This is a genomic window from Thermaerobacter nagasakiensis (genome assembly GCF_055396825.1).
Window position 1 is genome coordinate 1,461,979 of sequence record NZ_AP043740.1, and the last position, 15,241, is coordinate 1,477,219.

A 15,241-nucleotide genomic window follows, 5' to 3' on the forward strand; every position below is an offset into this window, starting at 1 on the left:
CTGTGAAACAGGAGCACATCGTCCCGATTCGGCTAGGGCCAGGATTCGGTGTGCTGGAAATTGATCCTGCTGGTGGCGTCTGGGTCTTTAACGTTGTTGCTAACCGCGCCCACCCTTACGGCGGCGGCGTACCTCTTTGAGGACCCAGCGGGGAGCGTCCAGGGGTACCCCGTGTTCCTCCACAAGCGCCAGCGCCTCCACGGGGTCCTGCGGTGTCACGATCACCGCGCCCCGGTGCAGGTGCAGGCGGACGGCGGGACCCCGGTCGGTGCTCCCCAGCAGCAGCTGGCGGCCCAGGCCGCTGAGGTAGAACCAGCCCACCGCGTACCCCGGCGCATAGGTGGCCAGCAGGCGGATGCCCCCGGCCAGTTCCAGATACTCAGCCCGCTGGATGGCGGCGTACGGGATCACGCGGCGTCCGACCAGGGTTTGGACGATCAGCCGGTCGGGTCCGGCCAGATAGGCCAGCCGGGCCCGGGCCAGGTAGCCCAGGAAGACCAGGGCCGGTCCGAAGGCAAAGAGCCAGGGGACGCGGGTGCCCCAGGCCGCCAGGCCGAAGAGGAGCAGGATGAGGGCGGTCCAAAGGCTCTCGTCCCGCGCCGGGACCAAGGGCAGCGCCCGCCAGGCGGGGGGCTGGGACGGTGCAGACCGGCGGGGTGGCGACATCACGGCTGTTCCTCCTTCTCAAGCAGCCGGCAGGCGGCCAGGTAGTCTTCCCAGGTGTCCACGTCGAGGGTGACCTCCGGTCCCGGTGCCGGCCAGCCGAGCACGCGGTCCCGGTACCGCTGAAGCAGCGGCCGGGCCCCTTCGTCGCCCGCCAGCGTCAAGACCTCGGCGAACAGGGGCCGGCCGAGGACCACGGGGTGCCCCGGCCGGCCCTGCCAGACGGGGCGGGCGGCAACGGGAGCCCTGCTCGGCCAGAAGGTCGCCGGCGAGGTCGAACCGGCGGCCGCCTGCTTCACCGCCCGGTCGAAAGCCCCGGCCAGGCCGGCCAGCGCCCTGGGGGTGATGAAGGGCTGATCGGCCAGGACGATCATGGCGGCCGCCAGGGCGGGTTCGACCTGAAGGAGGTAGCGCAAGCCGAGCCGCAGCGACCGGGCCTGGCCCTGCTCGGGCCAGGGATTCACCACCGGGTGCAGGCAGGGGTGGGGGGGCCGGGGGATGCCGGCCGCGGCCACGGCGGGGTGCAGGACGGCTACCACCGGACCTGCCGTGGCGGCCAGTGCCGCGTCGATCACCCGCTGGGCGAGGGATCGATCGCCCAGGGGCAGGAGCTGCTTGAGCCGGCCCATGCGGGTCGCCTGACCGGCCGCCAGCACGATGATGCCGATCCGGGAGAATGCCGGGGACGTCATGCCGCCGCCCCGAGCCGTGGTCTGGATTTCCAGCACATCCACCCCCCGAATGAGAGCCGGGCTTTTGGCTGGGCCGGTTGCTCGCCCTAGGGGCCGCCCGGTATTCGCCCTGTTGGCCGCCAGGCAGGGACTTCAGCCTGGAGGGACCGGGCTCCGGCTGGGACCCGCCCTTCCCCCTGGGATCGGCGCAGGACGCCGCACCGGCCCGTCGAGATCTGCCGTCGCTATTGTCCACCCTGGGCGGAGCGCTGTCACCGGGTTGCTGGCGGCCGGCGGGGCGCCCTGGGTACGCCGGTACGTCCCCGGAGAAGGAACCGGCGGGGCCGGCAGCGGATGCGGGCTCCCGGCCCCACCGGGGACGGCGCGCTGCCCGCTGAAGCCCTCCTGCCTGCCGGCGGGCACGGGATACGGAGCCGGCCACGGCAGCTCAGAGCAGGATTCCGGCCCGGGATCCGGAAGGAACCGGGGAGCCGGTGCCGAAAAGGAATCTCCAATGCACCCTTAATAAACGTTAAGTAATCCTGCGAGCCAACCGGCCGGCAATCCGGCCACCGGGCGGTCCGGCGGCCCGGCCGGTGAGGTGAACCGGCGGTTGGGGGGACGGCGTTGGCGCAGGGAAAGATCCTCGCACCACAGCAGGAGACCATCCTCCAGCAGGCGGCCAGCCTGTTTGCCCGTCAGGGCTACCCCGCCACCACCATGCGGGATCTGGCGGCGGCGCTGGGGGTCACCCCGGCCGCCCTCTATTACCACTTCAGCAACAAGGACCAGCTGCTGCTCGAGGTGATGTTGCACGGGATCCAGGTGGTCCACCGCCGGGTGGAGGCGGCGATGGCGGCGGCCGGTCCCGGGGTGGCCGAGCGGGTCTGGGCCGGGCTGCGGACCCACCTGCTGGCATGCCTGGAGCACCAGGACTTCGTCGCCGTGATCCTGCAGGAGAGCCGCTACCTGAGCCCGGAGGCGGCCGAACAGGTGGTGGCCGCCCGGGATGCCTACGAGGCGCTGTGGGCTCGTACATTGGAGGAAGGCGCTGCGGCAGGGCTTTTCCAGGCGGACGTCGACCTGCGGCTTCTCCGCCTCTTCGGCTTCGGGGCCATGAACTGGGTCACGGTGTGGTACCGGCCGGACGGTCCCCAGAGCCCGGAGGCCATCGCCGACGCTTTCCTGCTGTACATCGCAAAGGGGGTGTTACGGCCGGAAGTGGCCGGAGCGCTCGTCGCCCAGGTGGCGGCCACGGCCGGCTGCCCGCCGCGGCCGGGTTCGTCCGGTCGCAAGGCAGGGGCGGCCGGTGCCCGTGACGGGGGCCCCACGGCCGCCAGGGGACGGCCGTAGGGGGATCCGGCCGGCCGGCGGGAGAGCGAGGAAAGAGAGCCGGCAGGCCGGTGGCATGCCGGTACCGGTGCGGCAGGTTCCATTCCCGCGATCCGCTCGCTGATCTGTGCACTTCAATTCCGAACCGCGCGTTTTCGGGAGGGGATGACCGGTGGCGTACCAGGCGTTCTCTGAGGAGTGGGCCAAGGCTTACAAGGAGCAGATCAACGCGAACCCCAACTATCGCGAGGCGGCCCGGACCTGGGAGTGGCCCCTGGCCTTCGTCCTGGAGGCGGACCCGTCCCTGGGCATCGAGGAGGAACGGGCCATCATCCTGGACCTCTACCAGGGCGAGTGCCGGGATGCCCGCATCGGCGGCAAGGATGACCTGGAGAACGTACCCTACGTCATCAGTGCCGACGCCTACACGTGGAAGCAGGTGATGGAAGGCCAGCTGGACCCGCTGGCGGCCATGATGCGGGGCAAGCTCAAGATCCTCAAGGGCGACATGGGGGTGCTGTCGGGCTACGTCATCGCCGCCAAGGAGCTGGTGACCTCCGCCCAGCGGGTGGAGACGGAGTTCCCCGAAGGGGTGGCATGACGGCCCCTCGGCGGCCCCATGGCGACCCCATGGTGGCTCCGAGACGGTCCCGTGACGACCCCGGCGGTGCGGCCGGAGCGAGGGAGGGGTGGCCTGACATGAAGGCGGTCACCTACCGCGGCGTGGGCCAGGTGGCCATCGAAGACGTCCCCGAGCCCAAGATCCAGCAGTCCGGTGACGCCATCGTCCGCGTCACCCGCTGCGCCATCTGCGGCTCGGATCTGCACATCTACCACGGTCACATCCCCGGCATGGTGCCGGGGTCCGTCTGCGGCCACGAGTTCACCGGCGTGGTGGAGGAGGTGGGACCCGGCGTCCAGGCCTTCCGCAAGGGCGACCGCGTGGTGGGCACCTTCCACACCGCCTGCGGTCACTGCCCCATGTGCCGGAAAGGCGCCTACAACCAGTGCCGGGAATACGGGGTGTTCGGTTACGGGGTGGCCTTCGGCAACCTGCCCGGATCCCAGGCCGAGTTCATCCGGGTGCCTTACGCCGACGTCAACCTGCGGGCCATTCCCCGGGAGCTCAGCGACGAGAAGGCCCTCTTCTGCGGGGACATCCTCACCACCGCCTACGGCGCGGTCCGCAACGCGCAGCTGCAGCCGGGAGAGACGGTGGCGGTGATCGGCTGCGGGCCCGTGGGCCTGATGGCGATCCAGAGCGCCCTTGCCCAGGGAGCGGCGCGGGTCCTGGCCATCGACCTGCTGCGCGACCGGGTGGAACTGGCCGAGCGGCTGGGGGCGGTGCCCATCGTCGCCAGCGAGACGAACCCCGTGGCCCAGGTCAACAAGCTGACGGGAGGCCTGGGGGCCGACGTGGTGATCGAGGCGGTGGGCGGGCCGAAGACCGTCGCCCTGGCCTTCGAGCTGGTGCGGGGCGGTGGGCGCATCTCGGCGGTGGGGGTCACCACGGCCGAGAGCTTCCCCTTCCCCCTGGCCACCAGCCTGACCCGGGACATCAGCTTCCGCATCGGCCTGGCCAACATCCACCGGGACATCGACGCCACCCTGGCCCTGGTGGCAGGGGGCCGGATCGACCCTGAAGTGATCATCAGCCACCGCTTGCCCCTGACGGAGGCCGTCGAAGGCTACCGCCTCTTCGACAGCCGGGAGGCGACGAAGGTGGTGCTGATCCCCGGCGAGTGACGGCGGCGGGCTGGCCGGCAGGATGGGTCCCTGGGGGGTGGAGCCATCGCCGGCGATCCCGGGAGGATCGCGGGGCCAGATCGCCAGAAAGGGCGGGGATGCACATGGCCGGTGCAGTGACGCCCGGTGCAGGGGCCGCGCCGGAGCCGGGCCGGGGGCGCCCGGCGGTGGCGGCAGCGCGGCACGACGCCTTCACCACCACCAGCAGCCGCGGGCTGAACCACGACCTGCCGCCGATGCGGCTCTACCACAAGGCCAAGAAGTTCGGCACGTGGGATCCGCGGGCCATCGACCTCAGCCAGGACCGGGAGGACTGGAACCTGCTCAGCGACGCCCAGAAGGACGCTCTGCTACGGCTGGTGTCGCTGTTCGCAGCTGGTGAAGAGTCCGTCACCCTGGACCTCCTGCCCCTCATCATGGTGATCGCCCGGGAGGGGCGCCTGGAGGAGGAGATGTTCCTCACCACCTTCCTCTGGGAGGAGGCGAAGCATACCGAGTTCATGCGCCGCTTCCTCGACGAGGTGGCCGGGGTCTCGGGGGCCGACCTGCACCATTACCACACCCCCAACTACCGCAAGATCTTCTACGAGGAACTGCCCCGGGCGATGAACCGGCTGCTGGAAGACCCCTCGCCGGCCGCCCAGGCGGAGGCCTCGGTGACCTACAACCTGATCGTCGAGGGGGTGCTGGCCGAGACAGGCTACTACGCCTTCTACCGCACCCTCCAGCGGCAGGGGGTCATGCCGGGCTTCATCCAGGGCATCCGCAACTTCCAGCGGGACGAATCCCGGCACCTGGCCTACGGGGTCTTCCTGCTGCAGCGCTTGGTGGCGGCCGACGACGCCATCTGGCAGGTCATCGACCGGCGGCTGAATGACCTGCTCCCCTACGCCCTGGGCGTGACCCACGAGATCTACGCGGCCTATGGAGGCCAGCATCCCTTCGAGGTCGACCAGAAGGAGTTCATCGACTACGCCATCAAGCAGTTCAGCCTCCGGGCCCAGCGCATCGAGCAGGCCCGGGGCAAGTCCCTGGCCGAGGTCTACCGGCTGGCCGCCGACCACGTGGAAGAGGCCACCGGCGCCGCGGAAGAACCGGCTGCCGGAGCGGGCCCGGGCGGCCTGGCGGCCGGCGGAGGAGGGTCCGGCGCATGAGTTCGCGGGAGGGGCCGGGTTCGTCCCGGTCGCAGACCCTGGAGCTTCCCTTCGTGGCCCCAGCCCTGCGGCAGTGGCTGAGCTCGCCCAAGCAGCTTTTCATCGGCGGCCGGTGGCAGGAGCCCCGGTCGGGCCGCTACCTGGTGGTGACCGACCCCTCTACGGGCGAGCCCCTGGCCGAGGTGGCCGAGGCGGGGGAGGAGGACGTGGACCTGGCCGTCCAGGCGGCCCGGCGGGCCCTGGAGGGCACCTGGGCGAAGCTGCCCCCGGCGGAGCGCGGGCGGCTGCTCTGGAAGCTGGCCGACCTCCTGGAGGAGAACGCCCAGGAGCTGGCCCAGCTGGAGTCGCTCAACACCGGCAAGCCGGTGACGGAGACCACCATGGCCGACGTGCCCCTGGCCGTCCAGCACTTCCGCTACTTCGCCGGCTGGGCGACCAAGTGGACGGGCGAGACCTTGCCCGTCTCCTTCCCGGGCGAGTACCTGGCCTACACGCGGCGGGAACCGGTGGGCGTGGTGGGGGCCATCGTGCCCTGGAACTTCCCCCTGCTGATCGCCTCGTGGAAGCTGGCGCCGGCCCTGGCCACGGGCAACACGGTGATCCTCAAGCCCAGCGAGCTGACCCCGCTGACGGCCCTGCGTTTGGCCGAGCTGGTGCGCCAGGCGGGCTTCCCGGCGGGCACGGTGAACGTGCTGCCAGGATATGGCGAACCGGCGGGGCGGGCCCTGGTCGAGCACCCCGGCGTCGACAAGATCTCCTTCACCGGCTCACCGGCCGTCGGCCGCAAGATCATGACGGCGGCGGCCCGGGATTTCAAGCGGGTCACCCTGGAGCTGGGCGGCAAGTCCCCTAACATCGTCTTCCCGGACGCGGATCTGGACAGCGCCGTGGCGGGGGCGATGATGGGCATCTTCTTCAACCAGGGCGAGGTCTGCTGCGCCGGCTCCCGCCTGTTCGTCCACAAGGAGCAGTTTGACCGGGTGGTGGGCGCCATCGCCGAGCGGGCGGGCCGGCTGCGCCAGGGGCCGGGGATCCACCCCATGACCCAGATGGGACCCCTGATCAGCCAAACCCACATGGAGCGGGTGCTGGGCTACATCGAAAAGGGTCGCGCCGAAGGGGCCGAGCTGCTGGTGGGCGGGGAGCCCAACCCCGAGGCGGGAACGGGCTATTTCGTCAAACCCACGGTGTTCCTGGGCCGGGACGACATGACCATCGCCCGGGAGGAGATCTTCGGGCCGGTCCTGACGGTGCTGCCCTTCGAGAGCCTGGACGAGGTGGTGCGGCGGGCCAACGACACCCCCTACGGGCTGGCGGCCGGGATCTGGACGCGGGACGTGGCCAAGGCCATCAAGGTGGCCCACCGCCTCAAGGCGGGGACGGTGTGGATCAACGGCTACAACCTGCTGGATGCCACCAGCCCCTGGGGCGGGTTCAAGCAGAGCGGGATCGGGCGCGAGATGGGGCGCTATGCCCTCGAGCACTACACCGAGGTGAAGAGCGTCTGGATCAATCTGGGTTGAACCGGCAAAGCGCCGGGCGCGGGTGGGGTCCTTGGGGGGAGACGGAGTGGGGGATCCGTTGCGGTCCATCGCCGTGACCTACATGATGGCCGGGGCGGGAGCCATCGTGCTGCCCGCCCTCGTTTTCGCCGCGGGGTATCGCCGGTGGGGGTGGCGGGCCCGGGTGGCACTGGTGGGGGCGGCCACGTTCCTCGTCTTTCAGGGCGTCCTGCGGCTGCCGTGGCAGCCGGCCTTCAGCGCCTGGGCCACCGCCCGCTGGGGCGTGGCGGCCGCGGGGCTTCTGGCGTCGTTGACGGCGGCCCTGTGGGAGGAGACGGGGCGCTATGTGGCGTACCGGGTGGCCGTCCGGCGCCCCCGGCTGGCCGATGCCGCCGCCATGGGGGTCGGGCACGGCGGCTTCGAGTCGGCGGTGCTGGTGGGGCTCTCCTTGCTCGGCACGGGGATCGCCTTGCTGGCCCTGCCGCTGCTGGGGGCGGGCGGGAGCGGTCCCGGCCCCGGGGGTGGGACCGCCCCGGGGCCGGGATGGCCAGCCCTGCCCGCCGAGGCAGGGCCGGCACTGGACCAGCTGCGGCAGGTCGCCCTGGAGGGCGGGGTGCTGGCTCCCGTCCTCGCCCTGGTCGAACGGGCCGCCGCCCTGACCCTGCACGTGGGTCTCAGCATCCTGGTGGCGGCGGCATGGGTCCAGCGGCGTGCCGTGTTGTGGCTGGCGGCGGTGGGCATCCACTTCGCGGCCAATGCGGCGGCCGTGGCCCTGGCCCAGATGGGCCACGCCGTGGCGGCGGAGGCGGTCGTGCTCGTGCTGGCGGGCCTGACCCTCTACACCGGCCTGCGCTGGGGGCCGCTGCTGGATGCGGCGGCGGGGTGGGACGGCCCGACGGGGGAGCGGCCGGCGGCACCGTAGAGCAGGGGATCCAACGCCGTGCCGCCGACCCCGTGACTGCCCCGTGGCGCCGGCTACCGTACGGGGCGCGGGCTCGGTCCCGAGATCCGCACGGCCGCCCGCTGCGTTGAACGGGCGAGAGGGGGTGCGGGCCGGGCAACCATCCCTAAGACGGGTGCGGTTTCCGGCGTCCCTTGCCCATGTCGTGGTGCCCGTCGCGGGCGGCCCCCGGAGCCTGCCAGCTGGCCCGCAGCACCAGGACCAGCGCGATCACCGCGCCCAGGCCGGCCGCGCCGGCCGCGGCCATGACCGGCGTGCCCCAGGGGACGGCCCGTCCCGTCAGGGTCTGGCCAAGGCCGGGCAGAACCCGCAACAGGGCCGCCAGCGCTGCCAGGGCCACGGCCACGGCGACCCCCCCGCGGCTCCGCAGGCGTCCCCCGCCGAAACCCGGCAGCATGGTGGGGGCAACGCCCATGATGAGCAGGGTCATGAAGCCGGCGCCCACGGCATGGAGCGCCGCGTCGGCGGGCGGGATGCTGGCAGCCACCTGCACGCCCAGCGTTCCCAGGCCCCGGAGCCCCAGCAGGAGCGCCGCCACCAGGGCCCAGACGTAGGCCAGCACGGCGGCCACTCCGGCGGGATCGCTCCACCAGCGATAGCCCCCTTTATCGCCGGGGAACACCAGCCGGGGCTCGAAGACGCGCACCCCGATGGTGCCGAGGACCAGGGCTGCACCCCAGGCCAGGTCGGCGGCTGCCGACACCCCGGGCGAGGCGGGCCGGCCGGTGAGGAGGGCGCCCGTTCCCGCTGCCGCATCCAGCAGCAGCGCTACCCCGAAGGCGCCGGTCGCCGCTGCCAGCCACCCGGGTCGTGCTGGGCGAATCCGGAAGAACAGGCTGAACACCCGGGCGGACATGGCTACCGAGATGGCGCCGATGAAGCCGAACAGGAGGAGCCGCAGGGCGGCCGCATCCACCGGCCCCGGTAGGGTGGCCGGCACGGCGGCGGGGAGGCTGGCGGGAGCCGCCGCTCCCGAACCGGAGGCCGCGTTGAAGCCCGCGGCCGCCCGCAGCGCCGCGGTGGCTGCGCTGAAGGCGCCTAGGGTCCACAGCAGGAGGCCGGCCAGCAGGCTGGCGCCGGCCAGGACGAACAGGGGGGCCACCTGGGCAAAGGCCTTCTTCTGGCCCAGGGGCGGGCCCTGGCGCAACGAACGGGCCAGCAGCCCGGCCAGCAACCCCGCCGCCACCGCCTCAAGGGCGGCACCGGCGGCCAGGATGCAGAGGCCCGCTGCCCGCGCGGCGGGTGCCGCCGCCAGGGCGGCCAGGACCTGGCCGCCCACCCTCAAGGCCAGACCGGCGGCCAGGAGCATGAACCCCAGGGGCACGCGCCGCGGGTCGCTCAACGTGCTGCCTCGCAGCCGGGGCAGGAACTGCAGCGCCACCCCCAGGATCAGCGCGCCGCCCCAACCCAGCAGCTGGGCGTGGCCGTGGGCCTGGGCCAGGGCCGGGTAGGCGGAAGCCCAGCTCCATCCCTGCCAGGCAGCAGCCGCCAGCACGCCCCCCAGCAGGAAGCCCGGAACCAGGGCGGCCACCACCGCCAGGTCGAAAAAGGGAAGCCAGGGCCAGTGCCGGTTCGCCCGGTGCCGGGAGGCCGGCGCGCTGGGGCGCCGGCTCCGGGGGGCCGCACCCCTGGGGCCCGCCGCCCGCTCTCCCGGAGCCGCCGCTGTCGGGGCCGCCCGCGGCTCCTCCGGCGCCGCCGCCTGCCGGGGCGGGCCGCCGCCCGCGACGACTGAGGTAAGGGAGCCTGTTCCGGCGGCTCCCCCTGCCGTTTCTCCCCCGGCCGGGCGGGGACCAGGTTCGGATGGGCGGGGGCGGGGTGCGGGTTCGTCCACGGGATGGGCAAGGGGCCGCGCCGGCTCAAGGGTGTGCCCTGCGGTCCCGCCCTGGGGAGCCTGGGGTTCACGGGTCATGCTGGCCACCTCTCTCGGTACCTTGTCCATTCATCCTGCGCCTTCCACGCCGCGTGCCACCGGCCCCGCGTGCCGGTTTCCATATGCTGCTTCGCCCTGATCATACCCCACAGCCTGCCCGCCCCGCAGTGCGCTGGGTCACAGGGGGGCGCCGGCAACGGCATCGGGGCGGCGCAACCCAGCCCTGACGCGGCATCGCCACGCGGCGACCCCGCGAGGGCGCGGCACCTGGATGGCACGGCCCCCGCCAGGGCGCCGCACGGGACAGCGGAGGCGCCGGCGCGGCAACGCGGCCCCGGCCCCGCCGGCAGGAATGGGCTGTGCGGGAGAAAACCTATGCTGGGGAAGACCCGGGGAGGATCGTCATGGACCCCATGGACCAGCCCGTACCGCCCTCCCGGCGGGGGGCCTTCGACACCCGGGAGGCGGTGGTGGCCGCTCTGCGCCGCATCCACCCCTTCGACCAGGTGCCCGCCGAGCTGGTGGCCCGGGTGGCCGAGCAGGTGCGCTGGCGACCGTGCCACGCCGGCGACGTGCTGTTTCGCGAGGGCGAGCCGGTCAAGGCCGTGTTCCTCCTGCGCCAGGGGCGCGTCAAGATCGTGGCCGTCGACGACGAGGGCCGCGAGTACATCATGCATCTTCTGGGACCGGGTGATCTCTTCCCCGCCGTGGGGCTTTTCACCGGCGGCGGTTACCCCGCCACCGCCGAGGTGATCCAGGACGGCGTGGTGGGGACGGTAACCCGGGAGGCCATCCTCGACCTGGTGCGCCGGCACGGGGATCTGGCCATGGCCTTGCTGATGGCCCAGGAAGAACGCATCCGCTACCTGCAGGATCGCATCCGCAGCCTGGTCTGGCGCGATTTGCGCACCCGGGTCCTTGAGGTCCTGGTCAAGCACATGGGCGACCAGCTCACGCACCAGGAGATCGCGGCCCTGGTGGGGGCCGCCCGGGAGAGCGTCAGCCGGGTGATCAGCGAGTTCAAGCGCCAGGGACTGGTGACCCGGGACCCCAGCGGCCGCTGGCGCGTGCGATCCCGAGGGGGCGAGGGGCGGTAGCGGCCGTTACGCGCGGCAGGCCCTGCCCCACGCCGGCGGCGATCCCGCCGCCGGCCGGCCCATCGGGCCGCAGCGGGGCAGTATGGCCAGAACGGGGGAGCAACGGCCGCCAGGCCGCCACTCCCCCGCAGATCACCCGTGCCCTGCCTGGACCCTTCCGGTCGTTGGCTCCGGCCGTTTGCACCCGCCGGGACTTCCGGAACGGCGATCCCTACTCCTCCACCTGGAGCACCTGGATCAGGCCCATCATGTTGCCCTGGGCGTCTTCCACGTGGGAGATGATGTGGCAGTGCCAGACCCACGTGCCCGGACGGTCGAAGTGGACCAGGACGTCATAGGTGTCGCCCGGCATCATGTCCAGGGTGTTGGCCTTCATGGGTTGGGGCAGGGGCTGGCCGTCCTTGGCGATGATGGTGAAGTCCGCACCGTGCAGGTGCATGGGGTGGACCTGGTCGCCGATGTTGATCAACCGGACGCGGGCCGTCTCGCCCACCTTCATCTTGATGGGCGCCGTGTGGGGGAAGGACTTGCCGTTGATCACGTAGCCCAGCTGGCCGTCGGAGATCATCAGGCTGTAGTCGGCGTCATACTTCCACGGTTCGGGGTCCTTGGGCTCGACGATGAAGGTGCCGTAGAGCCCCATGCCCTTCTGCTTGATCGTGTTGTGATGGGTGTGGTACATGTGGGTTCCCGCCGGTTGGGCCACGAACTCGTAGACGAACTGGCCTCCGGGCGGGATGGGATCCTGGGTCACCATGGGGACCCCGTCCATCTTGTTGGGTACGGCCAGCCCGTGCCAGTGGACCACGGTGGACTCGGGCAGCTGGTTCTTCACGATGATGCGGACCCGGTCGCCCTCCTTGACCCGGATCTGGGGGCCGGGCACCGTGCCGTTGAAGGTCCAGGCCTCATATTCCTTGTCGCCCACGGACCACTTGACGGGCAGCGCCGTCAGTTCGAAGACCTTGACGCCATTCTCCACGCGGTACCGGGCCAGCTGCTGCCCCTCGGGCAGCGCCTTCTGGCCCTCCGAGCCCGTGCCCGCGGGGTAGATGGTGTAATCCGCAGCCGCTTCGCCGCCTGGCTGGCCATCGTGGCCCGTCCCGGCAGCGCCGGTGGTGTCCCCGGCGGACGAACCGGCCCCTGCCGGGGTCCCGTCGTTGCCCGAGCCCGAGGCGCCGGCCATGGGCTAGACGGCCCAGAGCACAAGGCCCAGCACCACCACACCCGCCAGCATCCACCAGCGCAAGCGGGCCGTCGCCTTGCCCCGGTGCCCGCCCGTGCCGCCTGCACCACCCTGGCGGTCCATTGCGCCCGTTCCCATCACTGCCGCACCTCCTGCGACGTGGGCTGGATCAGCGTCCGCAAGGCCATGGTGGCAGGTGATCCTGAGGGGTACCTAAGGCAAACCTGAGGAGCACCTGAGGAATGGGTGGCCCGGCCGCAAATGCGAACCGGCGCCAAATGCAAGCCGCCGCTAAATACGGGCCGCCGCCGGGAAAGACCGGCGGCGGTTGCGAGGACGCATGTGCCCGAACCGCGCGGGCGCCGGGGAACGCAGCCGGAAGCGGGCCGCCGGGCCCAGCCGGGCAACCCCGACCGCTGGGAGGCGGCGGGGCCGCCCGGCCTCAGGCGCCTTCCCCGGCGAACACCAGCTCCGCCACCGCCGCGGTCCCGGTGCCGGGATCGTAGGCACAGGTGGGCTCTTCCGCCAGCGGATCGCCCGTCAAGGCGTAAGCGCGGGCCCGGGACCCGCCGCACAGCTGGCGGAAGGGACAGCGGCCGCACTTCCCCTTCAGCTGGGCGGGGTCGCGGAGGGAGCGGAAGAGCGGGCTGTCCCGGTAGATGCGCGCCAGGGAGCTGGTCCGTATGTTGCCCGCCGCCAGGGGCAAGAAGCCGCTGGGGAAGACGGCACCCGTGTGGGAAACGAAGCAGAACCCCTTGCCGTCGCCGATGGCCGGGCGCGGCGGCCGGCCGCGTTCGACCAGCACGCGGCGGTATGCCGGCGCCTCCGTGGTCTTGATGGCGAAGGGGACCTTGCCTTCCAGGTCCGCCAGCCAGCGGTACACCGCCTCGTGCTCGGCGGCGTCGAGGGGCTCCAAGGTCGCGCCCCGGCCCGTGGGCACCAGGAAGAACACGCTCCACCGGCCGGCGCCCAGCTCGGCCACCAGGCGGGCGATCCGGTCCAGTCGCCGCCAGTTGAGCCGGGTCACCGTGGTGTTGATCTGCAGGCGGAGCCCGGCCTCCCGCACCGCCCGCGCCGCCTCCAGGGTGCGGGCAAAGGATCCCGACCAGCCGCGGAAGGCATCATGAAGGGCGGCCTCGTCCCCGTCCAGGCTGAGAGCGATGGCTTCGGCGCCGGCTTCGGCCATGGCCCGGATGCGCTCGGCGGTCAAAAGGGGCGTGGCGCTGGGAGTCACCGAGGGATGCAGGCCCCGGTGCGCCGCGTGGCGGATCAGGACGTTCAGGTCCGGGCGCTTGAGCGGGTCGCCCCCGGTGAAGACGAAAAGGCGCGTCCCCATCTCCGCCGCCTCGTCGATCAGCCGGCGCGCCTCGTCCGTGGCCAGTTCGAGAGGGTGGCGGTGAGGCTGGGCCGACGCGCGGCAGTGACGGCAGACCAGATCGCACGCCTGGGTGGTCTCCCAGATGAGGATGACGGGAGCGCGGTCGAAGTCGATGGGTGGGCGGGCGCGGGCGACATCCGGGGGTTTCGGCAGGTGGTTCACGACCAGCACCTCCGTTTGGCGAAGGATCTCCGCGGGCTCCGCGGGTTCCGCCGGCCGGCTCGGTCCGACGGGCTGCCGCCGTCCATCGTGCCCCCGTCCATCGGGCTGCCCGGCGCGGATGGGGCGCGGCACCGGCCCCAGCGAAAGGGCGATCCGGCGGCGGGGCCGCCGGATCGCCGCGGCTGGTTCGCCCGCCCGGTCAGGGCCGGCGGAGGGACCGGGATCAGTGCCCCTCCGCCGTCATCTCGGGCGCGTCGAAGACCTCGGGGTTCGGATCGCCCTCCACCACGATCTGGGCCAGGGCGCCCTTGTCGATGGACCGGCTGATGGAGTGGTCCACCAGGGTGTAGGTGCCCGGGACGTCGACGGTGAACTCGACCCAGGCCGCGCCGCCCGCGGGGATCAGCGTGGTCTGCACGTTGTGCACCGCTTCCGTGGCCCCCTGGTCGTGGACCGCGTCGAAGACCTCACCGATCACGTGGAAGCTGGAGATCAGGTTCGGGCCGCCGTTGCCGACGAAGATCCGGATCCGGTCGCCCACCTTGGCCTTCAGCGCCCGCTCGCCCGTCCAGTAGGCGCTGGCGCCGTTGAAGACCACGTAGTTGGGCTCCTCGTCCAGCAGGGCCTCATAGTCGTATCCGGCATGGCCCTTCTCGCCGTGCTTCAGGTCGGTGTAGATCTCGCCCTGGACGATATAGAACTCCTTGTCGACGGGCGGCAGGCCGCCTTCCGGCTCCACCAGGATCAGGCCGTACATCCCGTTGGCGATGTGGGTCGGGATGTGGGGCGACGCGCAGTGGTAGATGTACAGGCCCGGGTTGAGCGCCTTCCAGGTGAAGACCTTTTCCTCACCGGGCTTGACCTGGGTCGCCACCGCGCCGCCGCCCGGCCCGTTCACGGCGTGCAGGTCGATGGAGTGGATCTGGCCGCTTTGGGGCGAGTTCTTCAGGTGCAGCTCCACCGTGTCGCCGACCCGCACCCGCAGCATGGGCCCGGGCACCTGGCCGTTGAAGGTCCAGTAGGTGTACGTGGTGCCGTCGGCCAGCTGGCCGTCCAGTTCCACCGCCTCCAGGTCGATGCGTACCGTCTTGGGCGGCCGCTTGCCCACCGGTTCCGGGACGGCCGTCGGATCGGCGGCCACCACCTTGGCGTCGGCACGGGCCGGTTCGACCTGCTGGGCCTGCTCCGTACCCGGACCGGACGAACCCGCCTGCCCCTTGTTGCTGTCGCCGGCGGTGCTGCTGCCGCAGGCCGTCACCGCCACCATGCTGAGACCTAGAAGCAGCGCCAGCCATCCGCGAGTACGCCGCCTGTTCTGTGCCGCGCGGCCCTGGGGACCGCTCGTTGGACGTGCCATCGGAGACCCTCCCCTTTCGGAAGTTGCGCACCGCTCTGCCCTCGCCGGCATCCCCGCCGCTGGTGCGCTCCGCTCCTTGGTGATCCCGGAGCGCGCTGCGGTGCTCACTTCCGATGCTGGGGGAGGATCCTGAGTCTGCGCTGAGGCGGGTGTGAACGCCGC

The 15,241-nt window shown here is 72.0% G+C and carries 14 protein-coding genes; 7 read left to right on the forward strand and 7 right to left on the reverse strand.

Annotated elements, in window-relative coordinates:
• Positions 1-99 precede the first annotated feature (99 nt).
• Positions 100-666 (reverse strand): PH domain-containing protein, encoded by a 567-nt coding sequence (locus tag ACZ5T9_RS06215; RefSeq protein WP_006903585.1) that lies wholly within the window; start codon positions 664-666, stop codon positions 100-102.
• Complete coding sequence (locus tag ACZ5T9_RS06220) at positions 666-1,355, reverse strand: nucleotidyltransferase family protein (RefSeq protein WP_464832237.1); 690 nt, start codon at positions 1,353-1,355, stop codon at positions 666-668. Before ACZ5T9_RS06220 ends, ACZ5T9_RS06215 begins: the two co-directional genes overlap by 1 nt.
• 606 nt (positions 1,356-1,961) lie before the next feature.
• Here ACZ5T9_RS06220 and ACZ5T9_RS06225 point away from each other — a divergent pair.
• The 6 genes from ACZ5T9_RS06225 to ACZ5T9_RS06250 all read left to right on the forward strand — a co-directional run bounded on the left by ACZ5T9_RS06225 (position 1,962) and on the right by ACZ5T9_RS06250 (position 7,990).
• A complete protein-coding gene (locus ACZ5T9_RS06225) occupies positions 1,962-2,687 on the forward strand; it encodes a TetR/AcrR family transcriptional regulator (protein ID WP_464832238.1) in 726 nt (241 codons plus the stop codon).
• Between the two features lie 151 nt (positions 2,688-2,838).
• Positions 2,839-3,267 (forward strand): SCP2 sterol-binding domain-containing protein, encoded by a 429-nt coding sequence (locus tag ACZ5T9_RS06230; protein WP_006903588.1) that lies wholly within the window; start codon positions 2,839-2,841, stop codon positions 3,265-3,267.
• Between the two features lie 98 nt (positions 3,268-3,365).
• Positions 3,366-4,412, forward strand: a complete 1,047-nt coding sequence (locus ACZ5T9_RS06235) for an alcohol dehydrogenase family protein (RefSeq protein WP_464832239.1) — start codon at positions 3,366-3,368, stop codon at positions 4,410-4,412.
• A gap of 104 nt (positions 4,413-4,516) precedes the next feature.
• Positions 4,517-5,566, forward strand: coding sequence for a R2-like ligand-binding oxidase (locus tag ACZ5T9_RS06240; RefSeq protein WP_464832240.1), 1,050 nt, complete (start codon positions 4,517-4,519; stop codon positions 5,564-5,566).
• Positions 5,563-7,089 carry an aldehyde dehydrogenase family protein gene (locus tag ACZ5T9_RS06245; protein WP_464832241.1) on the forward strand — a complete coding sequence of 509 codons (1,527 nt, stop codon included), beginning with the start codon at positions 5,563-5,565 and terminating at the stop codon, positions 7,087-7,089. The genes ACZ5T9_RS06240 and ACZ5T9_RS06245 overlap by 4 nt, the downstream gene beginning before the upstream one ends.
• Positions 7,090-7,135: 46 nt before the next feature.
• Complete coding sequence (locus ACZ5T9_RS06250; RefSeq protein ID WP_464832242.1) at positions 7,136-7,990, forward strand: YhfC family glutamic-type intramembrane protease; 855 nt, start codon at positions 7,136-7,138, stop codon at positions 7,988-7,990.
• Positions 7,991-8,135: 145 nt separating this feature from the next.
• Here ACZ5T9_RS06250 and ACZ5T9_RS06255 read toward each other — a convergent pair whose 3' ends face one another.
• The gene (locus ACZ5T9_RS06255) at positions 8,136-9,560 is read right to left on the reverse strand and encodes a hypothetical protein (RefSeq protein WP_464832243.1); all 1,425 of its coding nucleotides are present in this window, start codon (positions 9,558-9,560) and stop codon (positions 8,136-8,138) included.
• A gap of 743 nt (positions 9,561-10,303) precedes the next feature.
• Between ACZ5T9_RS06255 and ACZ5T9_RS06260 the strand changes: the two genes are divergently transcribed.
• Entirely contained in the window at positions 10,304-10,996 is a 693-nt protein-coding gene (locus tag ACZ5T9_RS06260) for a Crp/Fnr family transcriptional regulator (RefSeq protein ID WP_006903594.1), read from the forward strand.
• 211 nt (positions 10,997-11,207) lie between these two features.
• On the opposite strand, the gene ACZ5T9_RS06265 is transcribed toward ACZ5T9_RS06260, so the two are convergent.
• From ACZ5T9_RS06265 to nirK, 4 genes are all read right to left on the reverse strand, one after another.
• A complete protein-coding gene (locus tag ACZ5T9_RS06265) occupies positions 11,208-12,182 on the reverse strand; it encodes a multicopper oxidase family protein (protein WP_464832244.1) in 975 nt (324 codons plus the stop codon).
• A gap of 3 nt (positions 12,183-12,185) precedes the next feature.
• A complete protein-coding gene (locus tag ACZ5T9_RS06270; RefSeq protein WP_464832245.1) occupies positions 12,186-12,320 on the reverse strand; it encodes a hypothetical protein in 135 nt (44 codons plus the stop codon).
• Positions 12,321-12,624: 304 nt separating this feature from the next.
• The gene (locus ACZ5T9_RS06275) at positions 12,625-13,722 is read right to left on the reverse strand and encodes a radical SAM protein (protein WP_006903596.1); all 1,098 of its coding nucleotides are present in this window, start codon (positions 13,720-13,722) and stop codon (positions 12,625-12,627) included.
• A 223-nt stretch (positions 13,723-13,945) separates the two neighbouring features.
• Positions 13,946-15,079 (reverse strand): copper-containing nitrite reductase, encoded by a 1,134-nt coding sequence (gene nirK / locus ACZ5T9_RS06280; RefSeq protein WP_464832246.1) that lies wholly within the window; start codon positions 15,077-15,079, stop codon positions 13,946-13,948.
• Positions 15,080-15,241 lie beyond the last annotated feature (162 nt).

Bases quoted from the DNA above. Each gene is read 5' to 3' on its own strand.
- nirK (WP_464832246.1), bottom strand. From the start codon at position 15,079: ATGGCACGTCCAACGAGCGGTCCCCAGGGCCGCGCGGCACAGAACAGG.
- ACZ5T9_RS06215 (WP_006903585.1), bottom strand. From the start codon at position 666: ATGTCGCCACCCCGCCGGTCTGCACCGTCCCAGCCCCCCGCCTGGCGG.
- ACZ5T9_RS06235 (WP_464832239.1), top strand. From the start codon at position 3,366: ATGAAGGCGGTCACCTACCGCGGCGTGGGCCAGGTGGCCATCGAAGAC.
- ACZ5T9_RS06245 (WP_464832241.1), top strand. From the start codon at position 5,563: ATGAGTTCGCGGGAGGGGCCGGGTTCGTCCCGGTCGCAGACCCTGGAG.
- ACZ5T9_RS06220 (WP_464832237.1), bottom strand. From the start codon at position 1,355: ATGACGTCCCCGGCATTCTCCCGGATCGGCATCATCGTGCTGGCGGCC.
- ACZ5T9_RS06260 (WP_006903594.1), top strand. From the start codon at position 10,304: ATGGACCCCATGGACCAGCCCGTACCGCCCTCCCGGCGGGGGGCCTTC.
- ACZ5T9_RS06240 (WP_464832240.1), top strand. From the start codon at position 4,517: ATGGCCGGTGCAGTGACGCCCGGTGCAGGGGCCGCGCCGGAGCCGGGC.
- ACZ5T9_RS06265 (WP_464832244.1), bottom strand. From the start codon at position 12,182: ATGGCCGGCGCCTCGGGCTCGGGCAACGACGGGACCCCGGCAGGGGCC.
- ACZ5T9_RS06270 (WP_464832245.1), bottom strand. From the start codon at position 12,320: ATGGGAACGGGCGCAATGGACCGCCAGGGTGGTGCAGGCGGCACGGGC.